General features: G+C 69.0%; 17 protein-coding genes. 8 read left to right on the forward strand and 9 right to left on the reverse strand.

Annotated elements, in window-relative coordinates:
- The first annotated feature begins 5 nt into the window (after positions 1–5).
- Positions 6–485 (forward strand): Rrf2 family transcriptional regulator, encoded by a 480-nt coding sequence (locus YS110_00240; GenBank protein UJB63303.1) that lies wholly within the window; start codon positions 6–8, stop codon positions 483–485.
- A gap of 61 nt (positions 486–546) precedes the next feature.
- Here the strand turns inward: YS110_00240 and argP are convergent, their stop codons facing one another.
- A complete protein-coding gene (gene argP, locus YS110_00245; GenBank protein ID UJB63304.1) occupies positions 547–1,470 on the reverse strand; it encodes an HTH-type transcriptional regulator ArgP in 924 nt (307 codons plus the stop codon).
- A 70-nt stretch (positions 1,471–1,540) separates the two neighbouring features.
- Here argP and YS110_00250 point away from each other — a divergent pair, with 70 nt between their 5' ends.
- Positions 1,541–2,188, forward strand: a complete 648-nt coding sequence (locus YS110_00250; GenBank protein UJB63305.1) for a LysE family transporter — start codon at positions 1,541–1,543, stop codon at positions 2,186–2,188.
- A 93-nt stretch (positions 2,189–2,281) separates the two neighbouring features.
- Here the strand turns inward: YS110_00250 and YS110_00255 are convergent, their stop codons facing one another.
- The 4 genes from YS110_00255 to YS110_00270 all read right to left on the reverse strand — a co-directional run bounded on the left by YS110_00255 (position 2,282) and on the right by YS110_00270 (position 5,015).
- On the reverse strand, positions 2,282–3,070 hold the full coding sequence (locus YS110_00255; GenBank protein UJB63306.1) for an ABC transporter substrate-binding protein: 789 nt from the start codon (positions 3,068–3,070) through the stop codon (positions 2,282–2,284).
- Positions 3,071–3,296: 226 nt separating this feature from the next.
- Entirely contained in the window at positions 3,297–4,010 is a 714-nt protein-coding gene (serB, locus tag YS110_00260; protein ID UJB63307.1) for a phosphoserine phosphatase SerB, read from the reverse strand.
- A 71-nt stretch (positions 4,011–4,081) separates the two neighbouring features.
- Positions 4,082–4,252 (reverse strand): DUF3149 domain-containing protein, encoded by a 171-nt coding sequence (locus YS110_00265; GenBank protein UJB63308.1) that lies wholly within the window; start codon positions 4,250–4,252, stop codon positions 4,082–4,084.
- Between the two features lie 91 nt (positions 4,253–4,343).
- Entirely contained in the window at positions 4,344–5,015 is a 672-nt protein-coding gene (locus YS110_00270; GenBank protein ID UJB63309.1) for a hypothetical protein, read from the reverse strand.
- 72 nt (positions 5,016–5,087) lie between these two features.
- Between YS110_00270 and YS110_00275 the strand changes: the two genes are divergently transcribed.
- From YS110_00275 to YS110_00290, 4 genes are all read left to right on the forward strand, one after another.
- A complete protein-coding gene (locus YS110_00275; GenBank protein UJB63310.1) occupies positions 5,088–5,354 on the forward strand; it encodes a hypothetical protein in 267 nt (88 codons plus the stop codon).
- A gap of 291 nt (positions 5,355–5,645) precedes the next feature.
- Positions 5,646–6,557, forward strand: coding sequence for a hypothetical protein (locus YS110_00280; protein ID UJB63311.1), 912 nt, complete (start codon positions 5,646–5,648; stop codon positions 6,555–6,557).
- Positions 6,558–6,574: 17 nt separating this feature from the next.
- Positions 6,575–7,195, forward strand: coding sequence for a hypothetical protein (locus YS110_00285; protein UJB63312.1), 621 nt, complete (start codon positions 6,575–6,577; stop codon positions 7,193–7,195).
- Positions 7,196–7,256: 61 nt separating this feature from the next.
- Positions 7,257–7,898: a hypothetical protein gene (locus tag YS110_00290; GenBank protein ID UJB63313.1), complete on the forward strand. Its 642-nt coding sequence runs from the start codon at positions 7,257–7,259 to the stop codon at positions 7,896–7,898.
- 4 nt (positions 7,899–7,902) lie between these two features.
- Here YS110_00290 and YS110_00295 read toward each other — a convergent pair whose 3' ends face one another.
- Both YS110_00295 and mfd read right to left on the reverse strand, forming a co-directional pair.
- A complete protein-coding gene (locus YS110_00295) occupies positions 7,903–10,503 on the reverse strand; it encodes a helix-turn-helix transcriptional regulator (protein ID UJB63314.1) in 2,601 nt (866 codons plus the stop codon).
- Between the two features lie 8 nt (positions 10,504–10,511).
- Positions 10,512–13,982, reverse strand: coding sequence for a transcription-repair coupling factor (mfd, locus tag YS110_00300; GenBank protein UJB63315.1), 3,471 nt, complete (start codon positions 13,980–13,982; stop codon positions 10,512–10,514).
- A gap of 70 nt (positions 13,983–14,052) precedes the next feature.
- Between mfd and YS110_00305 the strand changes: the two genes are divergently transcribed.
- Together YS110_00305 and YS110_00310 are read left to right on the forward strand one after the other, a co-directional pair.
- Positions 14,053–14,877 (forward strand): 2-C-methyl-D-erythritol 4-phosphate cytidylyltransferase, encoded by an 825-nt coding sequence (locus YS110_00305; protein UJB63316.1) that lies wholly within the window; start codon positions 14,053–14,055, stop codon positions 14,875–14,877.
- 10 nt (positions 14,878–14,887) lie between these two features.
- On the forward strand, positions 14,888–15,379 hold the full coding sequence (locus YS110_00310) for a 2-C-methyl-D-erythritol 2,4-cyclodiphosphate synthase (GenBank protein ID UJB63317.1): 492 nt from the start codon (positions 14,888–14,890) through the stop codon (positions 15,377–15,379).
- An 81-nt stretch (positions 15,380–15,460) separates the two neighbouring features.
- Here YS110_00310 and YS110_00315 read toward each other — a convergent pair whose 3' ends face one another.
- Both YS110_00315 and ompR read right to left on the reverse strand, forming a co-directional pair.
- Positions 15,461–16,957, reverse strand: a complete 1,497-nt coding sequence (locus YS110_00315; protein UJB63318.1) for a HAMP domain-containing protein — start codon at positions 16,955–16,957, stop codon at positions 15,461–15,463.
- Positions 16,958–17,022: 65 nt separating this feature from the next.
- Positions 17,023–17,754: a two-component system response regulator OmpR gene (gene ompR / locus YS110_00320; protein UJB63319.1), complete on the reverse strand. Its 732-nt coding sequence runs from the start codon at positions 17,752–17,754 to the stop codon at positions 17,023–17,025.
- Positions 17,755–17,774 lie beyond the last annotated feature (20 nt).

The following is a 17,774-nucleotide window of genomic DNA, read 5'->3' on the forward strand; positions in this document are numbered from 1 at the left end:
CGCCCATGCGCCTGACCCAGTGGACCGATTACGCATTGCGCGTGCTCATGTACTGCGCCGCCTGCCAGGCGCGCGAGCAGCCGGTGACCATCAGCGAGGTGGCGGCGGCGCACAACATTTCGCGCAGCCACCTGACCAAGATCGTGCAGGAGCTGGCGGCGCAGGGGCTGCTGGAGACCACGCGCGGGCGCGGCGGCGGCATGCGGCTGATGAAGCCGGCGGGCAGCATCAGCATCGGCGCCGTGGTGCGCCTGATGGAGACCGATTTCGACATGGTCGAGTGCTTCAACCCGGCCCTCAACGCCTGCCGCATGAGCGCGCACTGTGTGCTCAAGGGCGTGCTGGGCCGCGCCACCGAGTCCTACCTCTCGGTGCTCGACGGCGTGACCCTGGCCGACCTGGTGCCGCAGGCGCAGGTGCCGGCCAGCCTGCCGGCGCAGGCGCTGCGCCTGGTGCCGGGCCTGCCCATGGCGGCCGCGCACTGATCCTGCGCTTTTTTAAGGAAAAAAGGCCTCCATCCCTTGCAGGGAAAGCGCTGGCAGCTATTTATTCAGGAGCATCCGGCGCCGTCTCGAACGGCGCCAGCCAGGCGCGGGCGGCGGCCATCACGCACTGCGTGAGCCGCTCCAGCGTCTGCTGCGCGCTCCGCGGGTGGGCCCAGTACAGCGGCACGTCGAGCACCGCGCCCGGCTTCAGCTCCACCAGCGTGCCCTGGGCCAGTTGCGCGCGCGCCAGCACCGTGGGGTGCATGCCCCAGCCCACGCCGATCTCGCACGCGCGCACGTAGTCCATGGTGGACGGCATGAAGTGCCGCGGCGCCTGCGTGCGCGGCGTCAGCCCCTGGCCGTGCAGCCACTGGTCCTGCAGCCGGTCCTTGCGGCCGTAGATCATCATCGGCGCGCGTGCCAGCGCCCCTGGGGTCAGGCCTGCGGCGAAGTGGCGCCGCACGAAGGCGGGGCTGGCGGCCGCCACGTAGCGCATGGTGCCCAGCGGCCAGGTGTTGCAGCCGGGAATGTGGGTGCCCGTGGCGGTCACCGCGGCGATGACCTCGCCCTGGCGCAGGCGCTCGCCGGTGTGCTCCTGGTCGTCGATGCGCAGGTCCAGCAGCTCTTCGCCCCCGGCGGTGAAGGCGGCCACCGCGTCCATGAACCAGGTGGAGAGCGAGTCGGCGTTCACCGCCAGCTTGAGGGTGGGGGCGGCGGCGGTGCCGGGCAGCAGGTCGGGGTGGGTGCGGCGCAGCTGGTGCTCCAGCAGGGCCACCTGCTCCAGGTGCAGGCACAGGCGCCGGCCCGCCGCCGTGCCGGTGCAGGGGGTGCCGCGCTGCACCAGCACCTGGCCCACGCGTTCCTCCAGTTGCTTGATGCGCTGCGACACGGCCGAGGGCGTGACGTGCAGGCGCCGCGCGGCGCGCTCGAAGCTGCCCTCGCGCAGCACGGCGGCCAGGGCTTCGAGTCCAGCATAGTCGAGCATGAAGTTTTACTGAATATAGGTTAGGAATTTGAAGTGTACGTAAATCATGTGCCCACCTACGATCGGGCGCATGTCGAACCTTGCTGCGGGCCTGGCGCCCTGGTCCTCCTCCTGGCTCGCGGGCTTTACCGTGTGCATGTCGCTGCTGGTCTCCATCGGGGCGCAGAACCTGTTCGTGCTGCGCCAGGCGGTGCGCGGCCAGCATGTGCGCGTGTGCGTGGCCTGGTGCGTGGCCAGCGATGCCCTGCTGGTGGGCCTGGGCGTGGCCGGCATGGCGCAGCTGCTGGGCCGCTCGCCCACGCTGGCGCAGTGGCTGCAGTGGGGCGGGGCGCTGTTCCTGCTGGCGTACGGGCTGTTCGCCTGGCACCGCGCGCTGTTCGCGCCGGGGGGCGGCATGGATGCCGCGGGCGGCGCGCGCGTGGCGCGCGGCGTGCTTGGCGTGGTCAGCGGGCTGGCGGTGATCACGCTGCTCAACCCGCATGTCTACCTCGACACGGTGGTGCTGATCGGCTCCATCGGCGCGCGCCAGCAGGGCTGGCGCAAGGGCGTCTTCGTGCTTGGCGCGGCCAGCGCCAGCCTGGCCTGGTTCGTGGCCCTGGCGCTGGCGGGGCGGCGCCTGCAGGGCGTGTTCGCCGATCCGCGCGCCTGGCGGGTGCTGGATGGCCTCACCGGCGCCATGATGCTGGCGCTGGCCTGGTGGGTGGCGCGGGGCGCCTGATGGGGGCAGGGCCGGCAGCCATGCATGCGATGGCGCAGGGCAAAAAAAACGCTGCCCGCAGGCAGCGTTTCACGGTGTGGGTGTGGCCCGGGCTCAGAACGCCGGCACCACGGCACCCTTGTACTTGTCCTGGATGAACTTCTTCACCTCGGGCGTGTGCAGGGCCTTGATCAGCTTGGCGATGGTGGGGTCCTGGGCGCGGTCGGTGCGCGACACCACGATGTTGGTGTAGGGCGAGTCGGCGCCCTCGATGAAGAGCGCGTCCTTCGTCGGGTTCAGCTTGGCCTCGATGGCGTAGTTGGTGTTGATCAGCGCCAGGTCCACGTCGTTCAGCGCGCGCGGCAGCAGCGGGGCTTCGAGTTCGCGGAACTTGAGCTTCTTCGGGTTCTTGGCCACGTCCAGCGGCGTGGGCGTGAGGCTCTTGGGGTCCTTCAGCTCGATCAGGCCCTGCTTGGCCAGCAGGATCAGCGCACGGCCGCCGTTCGACGGGTCGTTGGGGATGGCCACGGTGGCGCCGTCCTTCAGGTCCTTGATGTTCTTGATCTTGCTCGAATAGGCGCCGAAGGGCTCCACGTGCACCTTGCCGTCGGGCACGGCCACCAGGCTGGTCTTGCGGTCCTTGTTGAAGCTGTCGAGGTAGGGCTGGTGCTGGAAGAAGTTCACGTCGAGCTGCTTGTCTTCCACCGCGATGTTGGGCTGCACGTAGTCGCTGAATTCCTTGACCTGCAGGTCCACGCCCTGGGCCTTGAGCTGGGGCTTGACGAAGTTCAGAATTTCGGCGTGCGGCACGGCCGTGGCGGCCACTTTCAGCACGGCGTCGGCGGCGTTGGCGCCCAGCGCGGCGGCGGCCAGGGCGATGGCGGTGAGGGTTTTCTTCAGCATCGGAGATCCGTTTCTTGGAAGGGTTTGGATGGCACCGCGCCGTGCTGGTGGCACGGCGCTGGCTGCCCGCAAGTGTAGTGCGGCCAGGGCGTTAGGACGTAGCTTTTATTTTCATATTCATATATGACATGGGTTTTTTATCCCATGAGTATGCAATGAAATTGGCCTTGAACGCTTTCCTGGAAAGCGCTGGCAGCTATGAATACAGGAGTTCCTCGGGCGCCGGTCAGCGCAGCACTTCCAGCAGCCGGTCCAGCCCGCCCTGGTGGATGGCCACCTTGGCCTGCGCGCGCACGGCGGGCTTGGCATGGTAGGCCACGGACAGGCCGGCCGCGCCCATCATCGGCAGGTCGTTGGCGCCGTCGCCCACGGCGATGGCCTGGTGCGGCGCTATGCCCATGAGCGAGGCCAGCTCCAGCAGCGTGCGGCGCTTTTCGGCGCCGTCGCAGATGTCGCCCCAGGCCTGGTCGACCATGCGGCCGGTGAGCAGGCCGTTCTCGATCTCCAGCATGTTCGAGCGCGCGTAGTCGATGCCCAGGTGGGCCTTCACGCGGTCGGAGAAGAAGGTGAAGCCGCCCGACACCAGCAGCGTCGTCAGGCCCGCCTGCCGGGCCGCGGCGACCAGCGCCTCGGCGCCGGGGTTGAAGCGCAGGCGCTCGGTGTAGACCGCTTCGAGCTGGGCCGCCGTCACGCCGCGCAGCAGCGCCACGCGCTGGCGCAGGCTTTCCTTGTAGTCGGTGATGATGCCCTGCATGGCCGCTTCGGTGATGGCCGCGACCTCGGCCTTGCGCCCCACGGCGGCGGCGATCTCGTCGACGCACTCGATGCTGATGAGCGTCGAGTCCATGTCGAAGGCGATGAGCTTGTAATCCTTGAGGGCCAGGGGCGCGGTGATGCCCTGGACGGTGATGCCGGGTGCGAATTCGGTGGCGTGGGTCATGAAAAAAAGCGGGCTACGTTGCGGTCACGAAGTCCGCAATGGTAGCCCGCGCAGAGGAGAACCCCGGAACCTTATTTTTTTGCCTTGTCGCCTTGCGTGACCGGCGGCGCGGCAAGCGCGCCCTCGTTGATCTTGCCCAGGAACAGGCGGATGAAGAACACCGCCATGACCAGGATGAAGACGATCACGAAAACGCTCATGAGGCCGTAGTCGGTGGCGAACAGGTCGGTCAACAGCTTCATAACTCCCTCCACAGAGTCCACAGATATGGGGTCTGACTATGCCCCTGAAAGGTCTGTGGGAATTTGTTTTGGATCAAGCCTGCGTTTGACCTTAGTCAGCCTTACCGGGGGGCGGGAGGTAGAGCTGGTCGGACCATGTGGCGAGCCAGCCGGGCTTGAACGCCACGAAGACGGCCGCGAGCATGCCGGTGACGAAGCCGTCGCCCCAGGCCATGAGCCAGCGCGCCACGAGGGACAGGTCTTCGTCCACGCCCGGCAGTTCGTGCCCGCCGAGCTGGGCCAGCGCGCCCGCCGCGAACAGGCAGGCCACCGTGCCCAGGAAGGCGCGCCCGAGCACGTAGACGAACGGACGCGTGCCCGTGAGGCGGCGCAGCAGCGCGCCCAGCCCCAGCGCCAGCGTGGCCGGCACCACGCCCTGCCAGGCCATGGCCGCCAGGGCGTGGCTCCAGTCCATGGCGGGGGAGAGCAGCCAGGCCAGCGCGCCCACGCCCACCAGCACCGGAATGGCCAGCGGCCAGCCCAGCATCAGCACCACCAGGCAGGCGCCCGACCACTGCAGTTGCAGCGGCATGCGCGTGAGCGTCGGCAAGGCCCACATCCAGGGCAGCAGCACCAGCGTGGCCAGCAGCGGTGTGATGAGGGGCGAAGGCTCGCTCACCGGCCCCTGCGGCGTGCGCAGGCGGCGCGGCGCCAGCATGCGCCAGGGCCGCAGCGCCAGCGCCACGAGCAGGGCCAGGGCGTTGAGGGCGGCTTCCCAGGGCATGTGGTGTCGGTGGAGGTAGGGGCGAAAGAAGCACAAGCGCCCGGAAGGGGCGCTTGTGCGGGGCAGGGTGGAATGGTACGCCACCCCGCGCGGCCCGGGCCGGGCCCCTGCGCCGCCCTGCGCCGCCACCCGGCCAGCGCGCCCAGCAGCAGCCCCAGCAGCGCCAGGCTCCAGGGGCCGAAGCTGGCCGAGACGCTGCGCGGCGCCGTCACGCTGGCCAGCGTGCAGGTGGTGCTGGTGCCCGCGCTAGCGCAGTCGCCGCCCCAGCCCTTGAAGGCGTGGTCCGGGTTCGCGCTGGCGGTGCAGGTGGCCGTGGCGCCTGCGGTGGCGGTGACCTAGAAGTTGCAGTTGCAGTTGCATGCGGTGTAGCGTGGGCAGCGCCCAGGCCCAAGGCAGCACGGCCAGGCTGGCGAGCAGCGGCGTCCACAGCGCCGCCGGGTGCGCCGTGCGTTTCGTGCGCCAGCGACTTGCGGCTTATTTGGCGGATGTTTTTGACGGCAAACCGAAGGGGGAGTGAAAAAGTCCCAAGTCTTTGATGCTCCCTCCCCCATTTGGTGGAGTTGTCGGGTGGCTGGCCGCTCTCTACGCTTGCGCCCTTTTTACCGCCAAGGCGCAAAGGAGCACACAGACATGCACCCACTATTGAACGGGGCCGCCCTGCCGGCCATTGCTGCGGCGGCGCTGGCCGTGGTGGTTCTGGGCATGCCCACCGAAAGCGTGGCCAAGAACCAGTATGAGGATCGGGCGGTCTATCTCGAAAAAGCCAAGTCCTGCCCACCCAGGTGGCAGCAGGGCAACGGCAACTTTGAAACCTCGCCGCTCAAGTGCTACCCGCAGTACAACAACTCCCCCGCCATCTACCGCAATGGCAGCGGCAGTTGCAAATCGGGCTATGGCAACTACCGCAACGAATGGTGCGTGAAAGGCCATGAAGAACACCCGCAACTGGCCAACCCCCATGTGATGGCCAAGGCCAACAAGGGCGACCGCTGCCCGGCAGGTTTCCATACGTACATGGACAAATGCACCACCGACTATGCACGCCCGGCCAAGGCGCGTCCGAAGGGCAACAATGCATGCAAGGCGGGCGAGATTGCCGAATGGGGCATCTGGTGCACCAGCGGCTACGAACACCTGTCGGTGCAGGACATCCGCTCGGCGCATTACCGCGACTGGAACAACATCTACGCCATCACCGGTGGCCGCAACCCGCGCCAGGGGCCGGGCGATGAAGACGCCAGCGAGGTCTACAAAGCCATGTTCGGCGACGATCGTCTCGATGGCCCCCTGGGCAAGGCCAATGCCGCGCTGGTCAACAAGCGCCCGCTGACGACCGAGCAGCGCCAGTTGCTGGCCAACGCCAATGCCGCCACGGCGGCCATGCTGCCGCCCGAAAGCGCGGCGCAAGGCACTGTGGAAAGCGGCACGCCCCGGAGCGACACCGCAAGCCATCCGCAGGGCGATGCCGGCAAGCCCGAATGCGGATTGAGCCAGCTCGGCGGCTCGCTCGGCCAGATGGCCGGAAAGATGCTGGGCTGCTGAGGCCTGTCCCCATCACCATGACGAAAGAAAAGCACACCATGCACCATCCATCCTCGGCCTTTCGCACGGGCCGCGCTCTGCGTGCCATTGCCGCCCTGGCCCTGCCCCTGGCCACGGTCGCGCAAGCGCAGACCATCACCGTCGCCAAAACCTTTGTCCCGAATTCCATCGCGCAGGGGCAGACGACGGAGCTGAGGTTCAGCATCCTCAACACCAGATTGGCCGCCGTCTCGAACCTGGACATCACCAACCCCCCGCTGCCTGCGGGTTTGAGCATCAACAGTTACGCCACCTCTGCAGGCTGCAATACCTATAGTGTTTCTACTGCCCACCTGAACTTCAGCAATATCGGCATTCCTGTCGGTGCTACCTGCCAGATCACCTATGAAATCACGGCCAATGCGGCGGGTTCCTACGTCTATAACGACGCTGGCAATGTGTTCAGCGCCAGTGATCCCGATGTGGTGATCGGCGCGGTAGCCAATTTGACCGTCACCGCTACCGGCGCAACCGCTGTCCAGCCCGTGCCCACGCTGTCTGAATGGGGGGGGCTGCTCACGGGCGGCTTGCTGGCTGCCGTGGCGCTGTGGGGCGCGCCCGCGCTGCGCCGCAGGAAAATGGCGAAAAAATCAACATGAAATTGGCTTCCGGCGCTTATATGGCAAGCGCTGGTAGCTATCATTTTTGAGTTTTATGGCAATGACAGAACTCAAGGGAATGGGCGGGCACCGGGCATGCCTGTGGGGGGTGATGGCGCTGTGGGCTGTGTCTGCCGGGGCGCAGGATGTGCGCGTGCAGCTGCACGATCTGGGCCAGCGCGCCTGCCACCGGGTGTGGGATGCGGGCGGTTTGGGCGGTATCCCCTTTGCTGCGCAGGCAGTGAAGGCCGGGCGCGAACGCGGCGCGTACTGCGCCTGCGTGGGTGAATTTTTCGAAACGCAGACCGGCGGGCCGGGCAAGGAGGATACCGAGGTGTTCATGGCCCGCCTCATCCGCAACGCCATGACGGCCTGCCTGGAGCCGCCTGAGAAGGTCCGCAAAGCAGAGGTGACGGATGGCGATCTGGCCCCGGAGCGTGTGGACTATGACCGCAGCGATGCCGACATGTGCGCAATGGCCTTGCGCGACGATTTCCCCATGCCGGGGTTCGACGCCAACGCGGTGCGGGCCCAGCTTCGGCGCACCGGGCAAAAGCGCGATGACCTGTGCGTTTGCGCGGCCCGCTACTTCACCGCAGGGGGCGAGCCGCTGCAACAAGCCTTGCAAAGCGCCAACAACCCCGCCGTGGTGTACGGCAGCACGATGGCCGGGGCCATCAACGCCTGCCTGCGTGTCAAATAGCGCGTCAAATAAGCAGCAGCTCACGCGCGCGGCGAATGGCCTGCGAGCGGGTGGTAACGCCGAGCTTTTCGTGGATGCCCTTGCGGTGGGTTTTGACCGTGCCCTCGGAGATGCCCAGGCGCGTGGCAATCTCTTTGTTGATGAGTCCCTCGGCCATCAGCGCAATGATCTGGCCCTCGCGCGGACTCAACGCGCCGTGGGGCTGGCAGCCCCGAGGGGAATCCAAAGCGGCTTGCGGGGCCAATTGCGGTTTGATGAGCGGTTTGAGCACTTCGTCCACATAGCGCATTGCGCTGTCGGGCAGCGCATGCGCCGCAGCCGTGCAGTTGGCGAGGATGTCCACCACCCGGTGCGCATCCTCCAGCATCTGGCGCAGCAGGCCGCCCAGCCGGGCGATCTCCACGGCCTCACGCAGATGGGCCAGGGCCGCGCCGGTGCGGCGCTGGGCATGGTGCGTGCGCATCAGCAGCACATGGTGGCGCAGCCTCAGGCGGTTGCTGGCCCCGCCGATGAAGGCTGCGGGCATGCGCGCCAGATGGCGCTGCGCCTCGCGTGGCTGGCCCAGCTCCAGCATCAGCTGTGCCGCTGCATGCAGCGCGGGGGCACGGGCCAGCATGGCGCGGCCATCTTCGTCATCGGATGCCAGCAGCGCCGCCAGCGGTTCGGTGTCTAGCCATTGCCGGGCGGGCTGCCATTGGCCGCTGCGCGTCAGCTCGCGCAGCCGGATGACGGCCAGCGCATCGCGCAGGCGGGGCAGGTGGCGTTCGTGCGCGAAGGCTTCGCCTGCCCGCAGGATGGCCTCTGCCGCTTCCCATCCTCCTTGCTGGCAGGCCATGGCAGCGGCTGCGGCGTAGCTGTCGGCATACAGCCTGACCCAGCCGTTGACGGTGCGGATGCGTGCCAGCGCCGGGGCGATCAAGGCCATCGCCGCGTCGGGCTGGTTGCCCTCGTACAGCACGATGCCCTGGTGCAGTTGGGTGCTGAGGACTTCATAGCTTTCAGGGTGGCCCTCGATGTGCGCCAGACGCCAGGCGTCTTCGATGCAGCGCTGCGCATCGGCCACGCTGTGCAGCGCCAGCATGGCCGATGACTGGTGTTGGCGCACCCACATTGCGGCCTTGTTCCGCACGGGCTGGGGCAGGGCGGCCATGCCCGCGTTGCATACGTCCAGCGCCTCGGCGTAACGCGCTGCATCCAGATGCGCCAAGGCCAGCACCGATGCGATGCTGGCTGCCAGCACGGGCTGCGGGTCTTGGTGGCGCTCCATCGCCTGCGCCAGTTGCGACAGGCCGCAGGGCGCGACGGGTTCATCGAACACCAGCCGGAAGACGGCGCACATCATGTCCGCCCACGTTTTGGCGGTGGCGGCGTCGCAGCCTGCATCCAGCCGGGTGAAGCCATCGGTCAAGGCCCACGCCTGCCGGAACGCGGTGTGCGCCTGCCGCTGTCTGCCGCGCCGGATGCGCTGGTAGGTCTGCCCCAGAAACAGCAGTGGCCACTGCGCCGCGCTGGCCGGGGGCAGCAGGCGCGGTGCGAGTGTGTCGGGTCCGTCGTCCACATCGACGTTGATGGCGCCGACATGTTCGATGATGCGTGCGGCCTGCTGCGGGTCATCCAAAGCAGCGGCATGGCGCACGGCCTCTGCGCCAAAGCCGTGCTGGCGGAACCAGTCGGCGGCGAACTGCTTGAGCTGGGCGTGCCGCGCAGGGCGGCTGCGCCGCAGGCGCTGGCGCAGGTGCTGGCCGAAAGCCGGGTGGAACATGGCCCATTCGCGGGCGGCATCGCGCCAGCGCAAAAACAGCCCGGCGCGAATGTGCGCGTCCACCAGTGGCCAGGCGCAAGGCGGCTCGGGCAGGGCGTGGAGCAGGGCGGGGGTGAAGCGTTCCAGCACCGCCAGTTGGGCCAGTGCATCGAGCGTGGGCGGCGCGATGCGCAGGCACACCACGTCGTCGAAGTACTCGGCCATCGCTGCGGGCAGGGGCCAGTCGCCTTCCGCGCTGGTGTCGATGGCGATGGGCCATTCAGTGAAAAACCGCAGGCCCGCCGCCCAGCCTTCCAGAAAGCGGTTCAGGTGCCGCGCCTGCAGAGCGTTGTACGCGGGCGCCAGCAGCGCGGCTGCCTCGTCATCGTCCAGCCGCAGCGCATCGGGGCCGATGGCGCGCACCAGCCCGCGCAGGCGCGCATCCTGCAGCGCCGCACCGCGCAGCGGCAGGCCAGCGGCGATCACGCGCGCCGTGGGCGGCAGGCCCGCCAGCAGCCCTTCCACCAGGGTTTGCGCGGCGGGCGCGGGCAACTGGTCCAGTCCGTCGATGAAGGCGCTGGCGCCTGCGGCCAGGGGCGTGCACAAGGCCTGGTGCAAATCCGCCTGCAGCCGCGCCGGGTCGCCGTGCGCAGGCGAGAGCATCAGCCACGCCACGGCGGCGCCCTCGGCATGCAACTGGGCGTGGGCGTTGGCGAGCAGCACTGTCTTGCCGCTGCCCGGCAGGCCGTGCACCAGCGTGAGCCGACCCAGGCCGCCGTCCAGCAGTTGCCGGGTCAGTGCGGGCCGGGGGAGGGTGGCGGCTGCCAGCGCAGGGGGCGCCAGGTGCGATGCGGTGAGGGGCACGGGGTGTTTCAGCCGCTAAAAACGGTAAGCGGCTGCCCCAGGCTGCGCAGCAGGTCGCGCACCATCTGCGCGCGCGCGGCGGGGTCGGGCAGGGCGCGTTCGATGCGCAGCTTCTCGTTGCCCGCGAGCTTGATGTGCTTGTTCTTCTGGATCAGCCCGATGATGGCCATCGGGTCCACCGGCGGCTGCGGCTTGAAGGTGATGGTGATGACGCCGGGCGCCGCGTCCACCTTCTGCACGCCGTAGGGCTGGCTCAGCACGCGCAGGCGGTGCACGTCGATCAGGGTCTGCGCCTGCGCGGGCAGCTTGCCGAAGCGGTCCACGATCTCTTCGAGCAGCGCGTCGATCTGCGCGCTGGCCTTGGCGGTGGCCAGCTTCTTGTAGAACGACAGGCGCAGGTGCACGTCGCCGCAGTAGTCGTTCGGCAGCAGCGCCGGGGCGTGCAGGTTGATGTCGGTGGCGGCCTGCATGGGCGCCAGCAGGTCGGGTTCCTTGCCGGCCTTGAGGCTGTTCACGGCCTCGGACAGCATCTCGTTGTAGAGCTGGAAGCCGACTTCCAGCATGTTGCCGCTCTGGCTCTCGCCCAGCACCTCGCCGGCGCCGCGGATCTCCAGGTCGTGCATGGCCAGGTAGAAGCCGCTGCCCAGCTCCTCCATCTGCTGGATGGCTTCCAGGCGCTGCGCGGCCTGCTTCGTTAACCCCTCGGTGTCGGGCACCAGCAGGTAGGCGTAGGCCTGGTGGTGGCTGCGGCCCACGCGCCCGCGCAGCTGGTGCAGCTGCGCCAGGCCGAACTTGTCGGCGCGGCTGATGACGATGGTGTTGGCGCTGGGCACGTCGATGCCGGTCTCGATGATGGTGGAGCACAGCAGGATGTTGTAGCGCTGCGCCACGAAGTCGCGCATCACCTTTTCCAGCTCGCGTTCGGGCATCTGGCCGTGGGCCACGGCGATGCGCGCCTCGGGCAGGAATTCCTCCAGCTTCTGGCGCCGGTTCTCGATGGTTTCGACTTCGTTGTGCAGGAAGTAGCACTGCCCGCCGCGCTTCAATTCGCGCAGCACGGCTTCGCGGATCACGCCCTGGCCTTCGTTGCGCACGAAGGTCTTGATGGCCAGGCGGCGCTGCGGCGCGGTGGCGATGACGGAGAGATCGCGCAGGCCCTCCAGCGCCATGCCCAGCGTGCGCGGGATGGGCGTGGCGGTGAGTGTGAGCACGTCCACCTCGGCGCGCAGCTGCTTCATGGCCTCCTTGTGGCGCACGCCGAAGCGGTGCTCTTCGTCGATGATGAGCAGGCCCAGGTTCTTGAACTGGGTGGACTCGGAGAGCAGCTTGTGCGTGCCCACCACGATGTCCACCGAGCCGTCGGCAATGCCCTTGATGGCGGCATTGATCTCCTTGCCCGAGCGGAAGCGCGAGACCTCGGCGATCTTCACCGGCCATTTGCTGAAGCGGTCCACCAGCGTCTGGTAATGCTGCTCGGCCAGCAGCGTGGTGGGCGCGAGGAAGGCCACCTGCCTGCCGCCCGTGACGGCGACGAAAGCGGCGCGCAGCGCCACCTCGGTCTTGCCGAAGCCCACGTCGCCGCACACCAGGCGGTCCATGGGGCGCGGCGAGACCATGTCCTGGATGACGGCATGGATGGCGGCGTTCTGGTCCGCCGTTTCCTCGAAGCCGAAATCGGCCACGAACTGCTCGTAGTCCTGCGGGCTGTAGCGGAAGGCGTGGCCTTCACGCGCGGCGCGGCGGGCGTAGATGTTGAGCAGCTCGGCGGCGGCGTCGCGCACCTGCTCGGCGGCGCGGCGCTTGGCCTTGTCCCACTGGCCGCTGCCCAGCTTGTGCAGCGGCGCTTCGTCGGCGGACACGCCCGTGTAGCGGCTGATGAGCTGCAGTTGGCTCACGGGCACGTAGAGCGTGGCCTTGTCGGCGTACTCCAGGTGCAGGAATTCCTGCAACGCGGGCGAGCCGTCGGGGTTCTGCTGCCCCATGTCCATGTGCACCAGCCCGCGGTAGCGGCCAATGCCGTGCTGGCTGTGCACCACGGGGTCGCCCACGTTGAGCTCGGACAGGTCCTTGATCAGCGCCTCGACGTCGCTGACCTGCTCCTGCTTCCTGCGCCGGCGCGTGGTGGGGCCGGCGGCGAACAGCTCGGTCTCGGTGACGAAGTCGATGCCCTGCTCGGCCCAGGCGAAGCCCTGCGCCAGCGCGGCGGTGGCGATGCCGGTCTTTTCGTCGCCATGGGCCTCGAACTCGGCCAGCGAATCGAAGGCGGGCGGGTTCAGGCCCGAGGCGCGCAGGAAGTCCAGCAGGCTCTCGCGCCGCCCGTTGCTCTCGGCCAGCAGCAGCACGCGCTGCGGCGTGGCGCGGATGTGCGCCTGCAGCCGCGCCAGCGGGTCCTCGGCGCCGCGCACCACGGTCAGCTCGGGCAGCTTCTGGGCGAAGGCGTTGTCCTCCACGTCGGCCGTGCCCTCGCGCAGCGCGAGCTGGGCGCAGTCGCGCGCGCGCTGGTAGAACTGCTCGGCGCTGAGGAACAGCGCATCGGGCGGCAGCGCGGGGCGCTCGGGGTCGCCGGCCAGCATGCGGTGGCGCTCGCGCGTGTCCTGCCAGAAGCGCTGGAAGGCGCCCTCCAGCTCGCCGTGCAGCACCAGCGTGGCGTGTTCGCCCAGGTAGTCGAACACCGTGGCGGTTTCGTCGAAGAACAGCGGCAGGTAGTACTCGATGCCGGCCGTGGCCACGCCGTTGCCCATGTCCTTGTAGATGCGGCTCTTGGTCGGGTCGCCTTCGAGCAGCTCGCGCCAGCGGTTGCGAAAGCGCGCGCGCGCCGCGTCGTCCATGGGGAATTCGCGCCCGGGCAGCAGCCGCACCTCGGGCACGGGGTAGAGGCTGCGCTGGCTGTCGGGGTCGAAGGTGCGGATGGAGTCGATCTCGTCGTCGAACAGGTCCACGCGGTAGGGCTGCAGCGAACCCATGGGAAACAGGTCGATCAGCCCGCCGCGCACCGCGTATTCGCCGGGGCTGACCACCTGGCCCACGTGCTGGTAGCCCGCCAGCGTGAGCTGGGCGCGCAGCTTGGCTTCATCCAGCTTCTGCCGGGTCTTGAAGTGGAAGGTGTAGCCCGCCAGGAACGACGGCGGCGCCAGCCGGTACAGCGCCGTGGTGGCGGGCACCAGCACCACGTCGGCCTCGCCCTGGGAGATGCGCCAGAGCGTGGACAGGCGCTCGCTGATCAGGTCCTGGTGCGGCGAGAAGGCGTCGTAGGGCAGCGTTTCCCAGTCGGGGAACATGGCGCAGCGCAGTTCGGGCGCGAAGAACGCCATTTCGTCGATCAGGCGCCGGGCGTCGGATGCGTCGGCGGTGACGATGGCGACGGTGCGCCGCGCGGCTTTTTCGCGCTCGCCCAGGCGGGCGAGCAGCAGGGCATCGCTGCTGCCTGCCGGGCGGGGCAGGGCGAAGCGTTTGCCGGGGGAGAGTTTGGGCAGTTGCATGCGGGCGGCCTGGTGCGCGCGCAAGGGCGGCAGGCGTTATTTGGAGCGGGGCAATTCTAGAATGGCGCGCATGACCGAGATGCCAGCACCGCCATCCTTCGCCCCCGGCACGCCCGGGCGTTTCTGGGCCCTGGTGCCCTGCGCGGGCACGGGCTCGCGCGCCGTGCCCGCGGGCGCGGCGGCAGATTTGCCCAAGCAGTACCAGGTGGTGGCGGGCCACCCGCTGGTGCTGCACACGCTCACGGCGTTCGCCGGCGTGGCGCGGCTCGCGGGCACGCTGGTGGCGGTGGTGCCGGGCGACACATTCCTCGACGCCTACCCGCACGCCAGCTACGCCACCGAACCCTGCGGCGGCCCGACGCGCGCGGCCACGGTGCTGGGCGGGCTGCGCGCGCTGCTGGCGCGCGGCGCCGTGCCCGCCGACTGGGTGCTGGTGCACGACGCGGCGCGCTGCCTCATCACCGCCGAGCGCATCGACGCGCTCATCGACGCCTGCGCGCACGATGCCGTGGGCGGCCTGCTGGGCCACAAGCTGGCCGACACGCTCAAGACCGCCACCGACGGCCCGGGCGGTGTGCGCGTGGCCAGCACCGTGGAGCGCAGCGACAAGTGGCTGGCGCAGACGCCGCAGATGTTCCGCATCGGCACGCTGCTGGGCGCCATCGAGCGCGCCGGGCTGTCGGTGACGGACGAGGCCAGCGCCATCGAGGCGGCGGGCCTGCACCCGCGCCTGGTGCCGGGCGGCGCGCAGAATTTCAAGGTGACCTATCCCGACGACTTCGCCCTGGCCACGGCGGTGCTCATGCTGCGCATGCACAGCGGCACGCTGGAGCGCTTTGGCGGCGGGCGTGGCGTGGCGGCGGGCGATCCGCACAACAATCCTTTTTTCTCCTGAGTTTTTTCCAATGACCAATTTCCGCATAGGCGAGGGCTGGGACATCCACGCCCTGGTGCCGGGGCGCCGCCTCGTGCTGGGGGGCGTGGAGGTGCCGCACGCCCTGGGCCTGCTCGGCCACTCCGATGCCGACGTGCTGCTGCACGCCATCACCGACGCGCTGCTGGGCGCGGCGGCGCTGGGCGACATCGGCACGCACTTTCCCGACAGCGATGCGCAATTCCGTGGCGCCGACTCGGTCGTGCTGCTGGCCGAGGCGCTGCGGCGCGTGCGCGCGGCAGGCTGGGAGGTGGGCAACATCGACAGCACCATCGTGGCGCAGGCGCCGCGCCTGGCGGCGCACATTCCGGCCATGCGCACGCGCATCGCCGACGCGCTGGGGCTGGAGGCGGGCCAGATCAACATCAAGGCCAAGACCGCAGAGCGCCTGGGGCCCGTGGGCCAGGGCCTGGCGATCGAGGCGCGCGCGGCCGCGCTGCTGGTACGGCGCGGGGGCGGCTGAGGTTTTGCTATCTATCGGATAGCTCCTGGCGCTTTCTGGGTAAGGGCTGGAGGCCGTTTTTGCTGAAAATCCGGTGCGTCCTCAGTCCTTGTCCTCGGCGGGCGGGCGCCGGGGCAGGTGGCGCTTGATCTGCGGGCGCTGCAGGCGCTGCTTGGGGTCCTCGCCCTTGGGCTGGTTGCGCGCGCGCTCCAACTGGATGTGCGCCGCCAGCCCGCCGGTGCTGGAATTGGCCAGCGCGAACATGCCGCCCATGCGCTGCACCGTCTTGTCCACGATCGACAGGCCCAGGCCCGCGCCCGCGGCGGCGGTGCGCGCCGAGTCGCCGCGGAAGAAGGGCTTGGTCAGGTTGGCCAGTTGCTCGGGCGGCACGCCCTTGCCCCGGTCGCGGATCTTGATGAGCACCCAGTTCTCGCGCCCCTTGGCGGCGATGTCCACGCTGGTGATGTCGGTGTCGGGCGTCTTGCCGTAGCGGCGCGCGTTCTCTAGCAGGTTGGAGATGACGCGCGCCAGCTCCACCTCGTCGGCCATGACGTTCAGGTCCTCGGGCACGTTCATGGTGATCTGCAGCTCGCGGTGGTCCTGCACGGCGTAGACGCAGGACGACACCACGGCGTGCAGGTTCACCGGCGTGAGCGAGACGTGGTCGGGGCGCGCGTAGTCGAGGAACTTGTCGATGATGGCGTCGAGCTGCACGATGTCGGCCACCATGTGCTCGCGCGCCACGTCATCGTTCACGCTCATCTCGGTTTCCAGGCGCAGGCGCGCCAGCGGCGTGCGCAGGTCGTGCGAGATGCCGGCGATCATCACGGCGCGGTCCTGCTCCAGCTTGGCGAGCTTTTGCGCCATGCGGTTGAAGCCGATGTTGACCTCGCGGATCTCGCTGGTCACGGCCTCTTCGTCCAGGTGGCTGGCGGCGAAGTCGCCCTCGCGCACGCGGTTGGCGGCGTTGGAGAGCTGCTTGAGCGGCCGGTTGATGAGCCCGGCGATGGCCGCCGCGCCCACCAGCGACAGGATGGTGGCCGTGGCCAGCCACACCAGCCAGGTCTTGCCGCCGGCGGGGCTGAAGCGCGAGCGGTCCATGAGCAGCCAGTTGGGGTCGTCGTTGATGGTGAAGCCCACCCACAGCCCCTCTTCGCCGTTGACGCTGCGCGCCACCACGGTGCCCGGGCCCAGGCGCTCGGTGAGCGCCTCGGTCAGGCGCAGGCCCAGGTCGGTGGCGTCGAGCAGCTCGAAATGGTCGCCCGGCTCGCGCGGCAGGATGCGCACGCCCTCCTGGTCGGCCATGGTCTTGATGAGCGAGACGCGCGCGATGGCGTCGGCGTGCACCAGCGCCGCGCGGCTCAGGTTGACCATGGAGGCAATCTGCTGCGCCGTGTGCAGCGTGCGCGGCTCGAACTCCAGCGCGCGCAGCGTCTGCAGCCACGCCAGGATGGAGCCCACCAGCAGCAGCGCGAGCAGGAAGAAGGTTCGCCAGAACAGGTTCAGCCCCATGCGCGACCCCTGGACGGGCGCGTGCACGGTGGACTCCAGCGGGGCCGGGCTGGTGGCTTCGGAAGCGGCGTCTTGGGTGGCGTTCATGGGGTGCGCGGTGGAACGGGCGCCCGCCTGCGGGCGGGCGCCGCAGGCGGTTCGGGGTGGGGGCGTCAGTTCGTTCCGTCAGGGACGAACACGTAGCCCACGCCCCACACGGTCTGGATGTAGCGCGGCGCGGCGGCGTCGACCTCGATCAGCTTGCGCAGGCGCGAGACCTGCACGTCCAGGCTGCGGTCGAAGGGCTCGAACTCGCGTCCGCGCGCCAGCAGCGCCAGCTTCTCGCGCGACAGCGGCTGGCGCGGGTGGCGCACCAGGGCCTTGAGCATGGCGAATTCGCCCGTGGTCAGGGGCAGCTCCTCGCCGTTCTTCTGCAGCGCGCGCGTGCCCATGTCGAAGGTGAAGGGGCCGAAGCTGACCACCTCGTTGTCGCCCGAGGGCGCGCCCGGCGCCTCCTGCGGCGGGCGGCGGCGCAGCACGGCGTGGATGCGCGCCAGCAGCTCGCGCGGGTTGAAGGGCTTGCCCAGGTAGTCGTCGGCGCCCACTTCCAGACCGACGATGCGGTCCACGTCCTCGCCCTTGGCGGTGAGCATGATGATGGGCGTGCGGTCGTTGGCGGCGCGCAGGCGGCGGCAGATCGACAGGCCGTCCTCGCCGGGCATCATGAGGTCGAGCACGATGAGGTCCACTGTCTCGCGCAGGAGGATGCGGTTCAGCGCCTTGCCGTCTTCCGCGATCATCACCTCGAAGCCTTCCTGCGTGAGGTAGCGGCGCAGCAGGTCGCGGATACGTGCATCGTCATCCACCACAAGAATCTTGTCGGTACGGTTGGCGGTTGTGGCCATGGTTCTTCCCCAGTCCAATT

This window comes from Acidovorax sp. YS12 (assembly GCA_021496925.1).
In the GTDB taxonomy this organism is placed as follows: Bacteria; Pseudomonadota; Gammaproteobacteria; order Burkholderiales; family Burkholderiaceae_C; genus Paenacidovorax.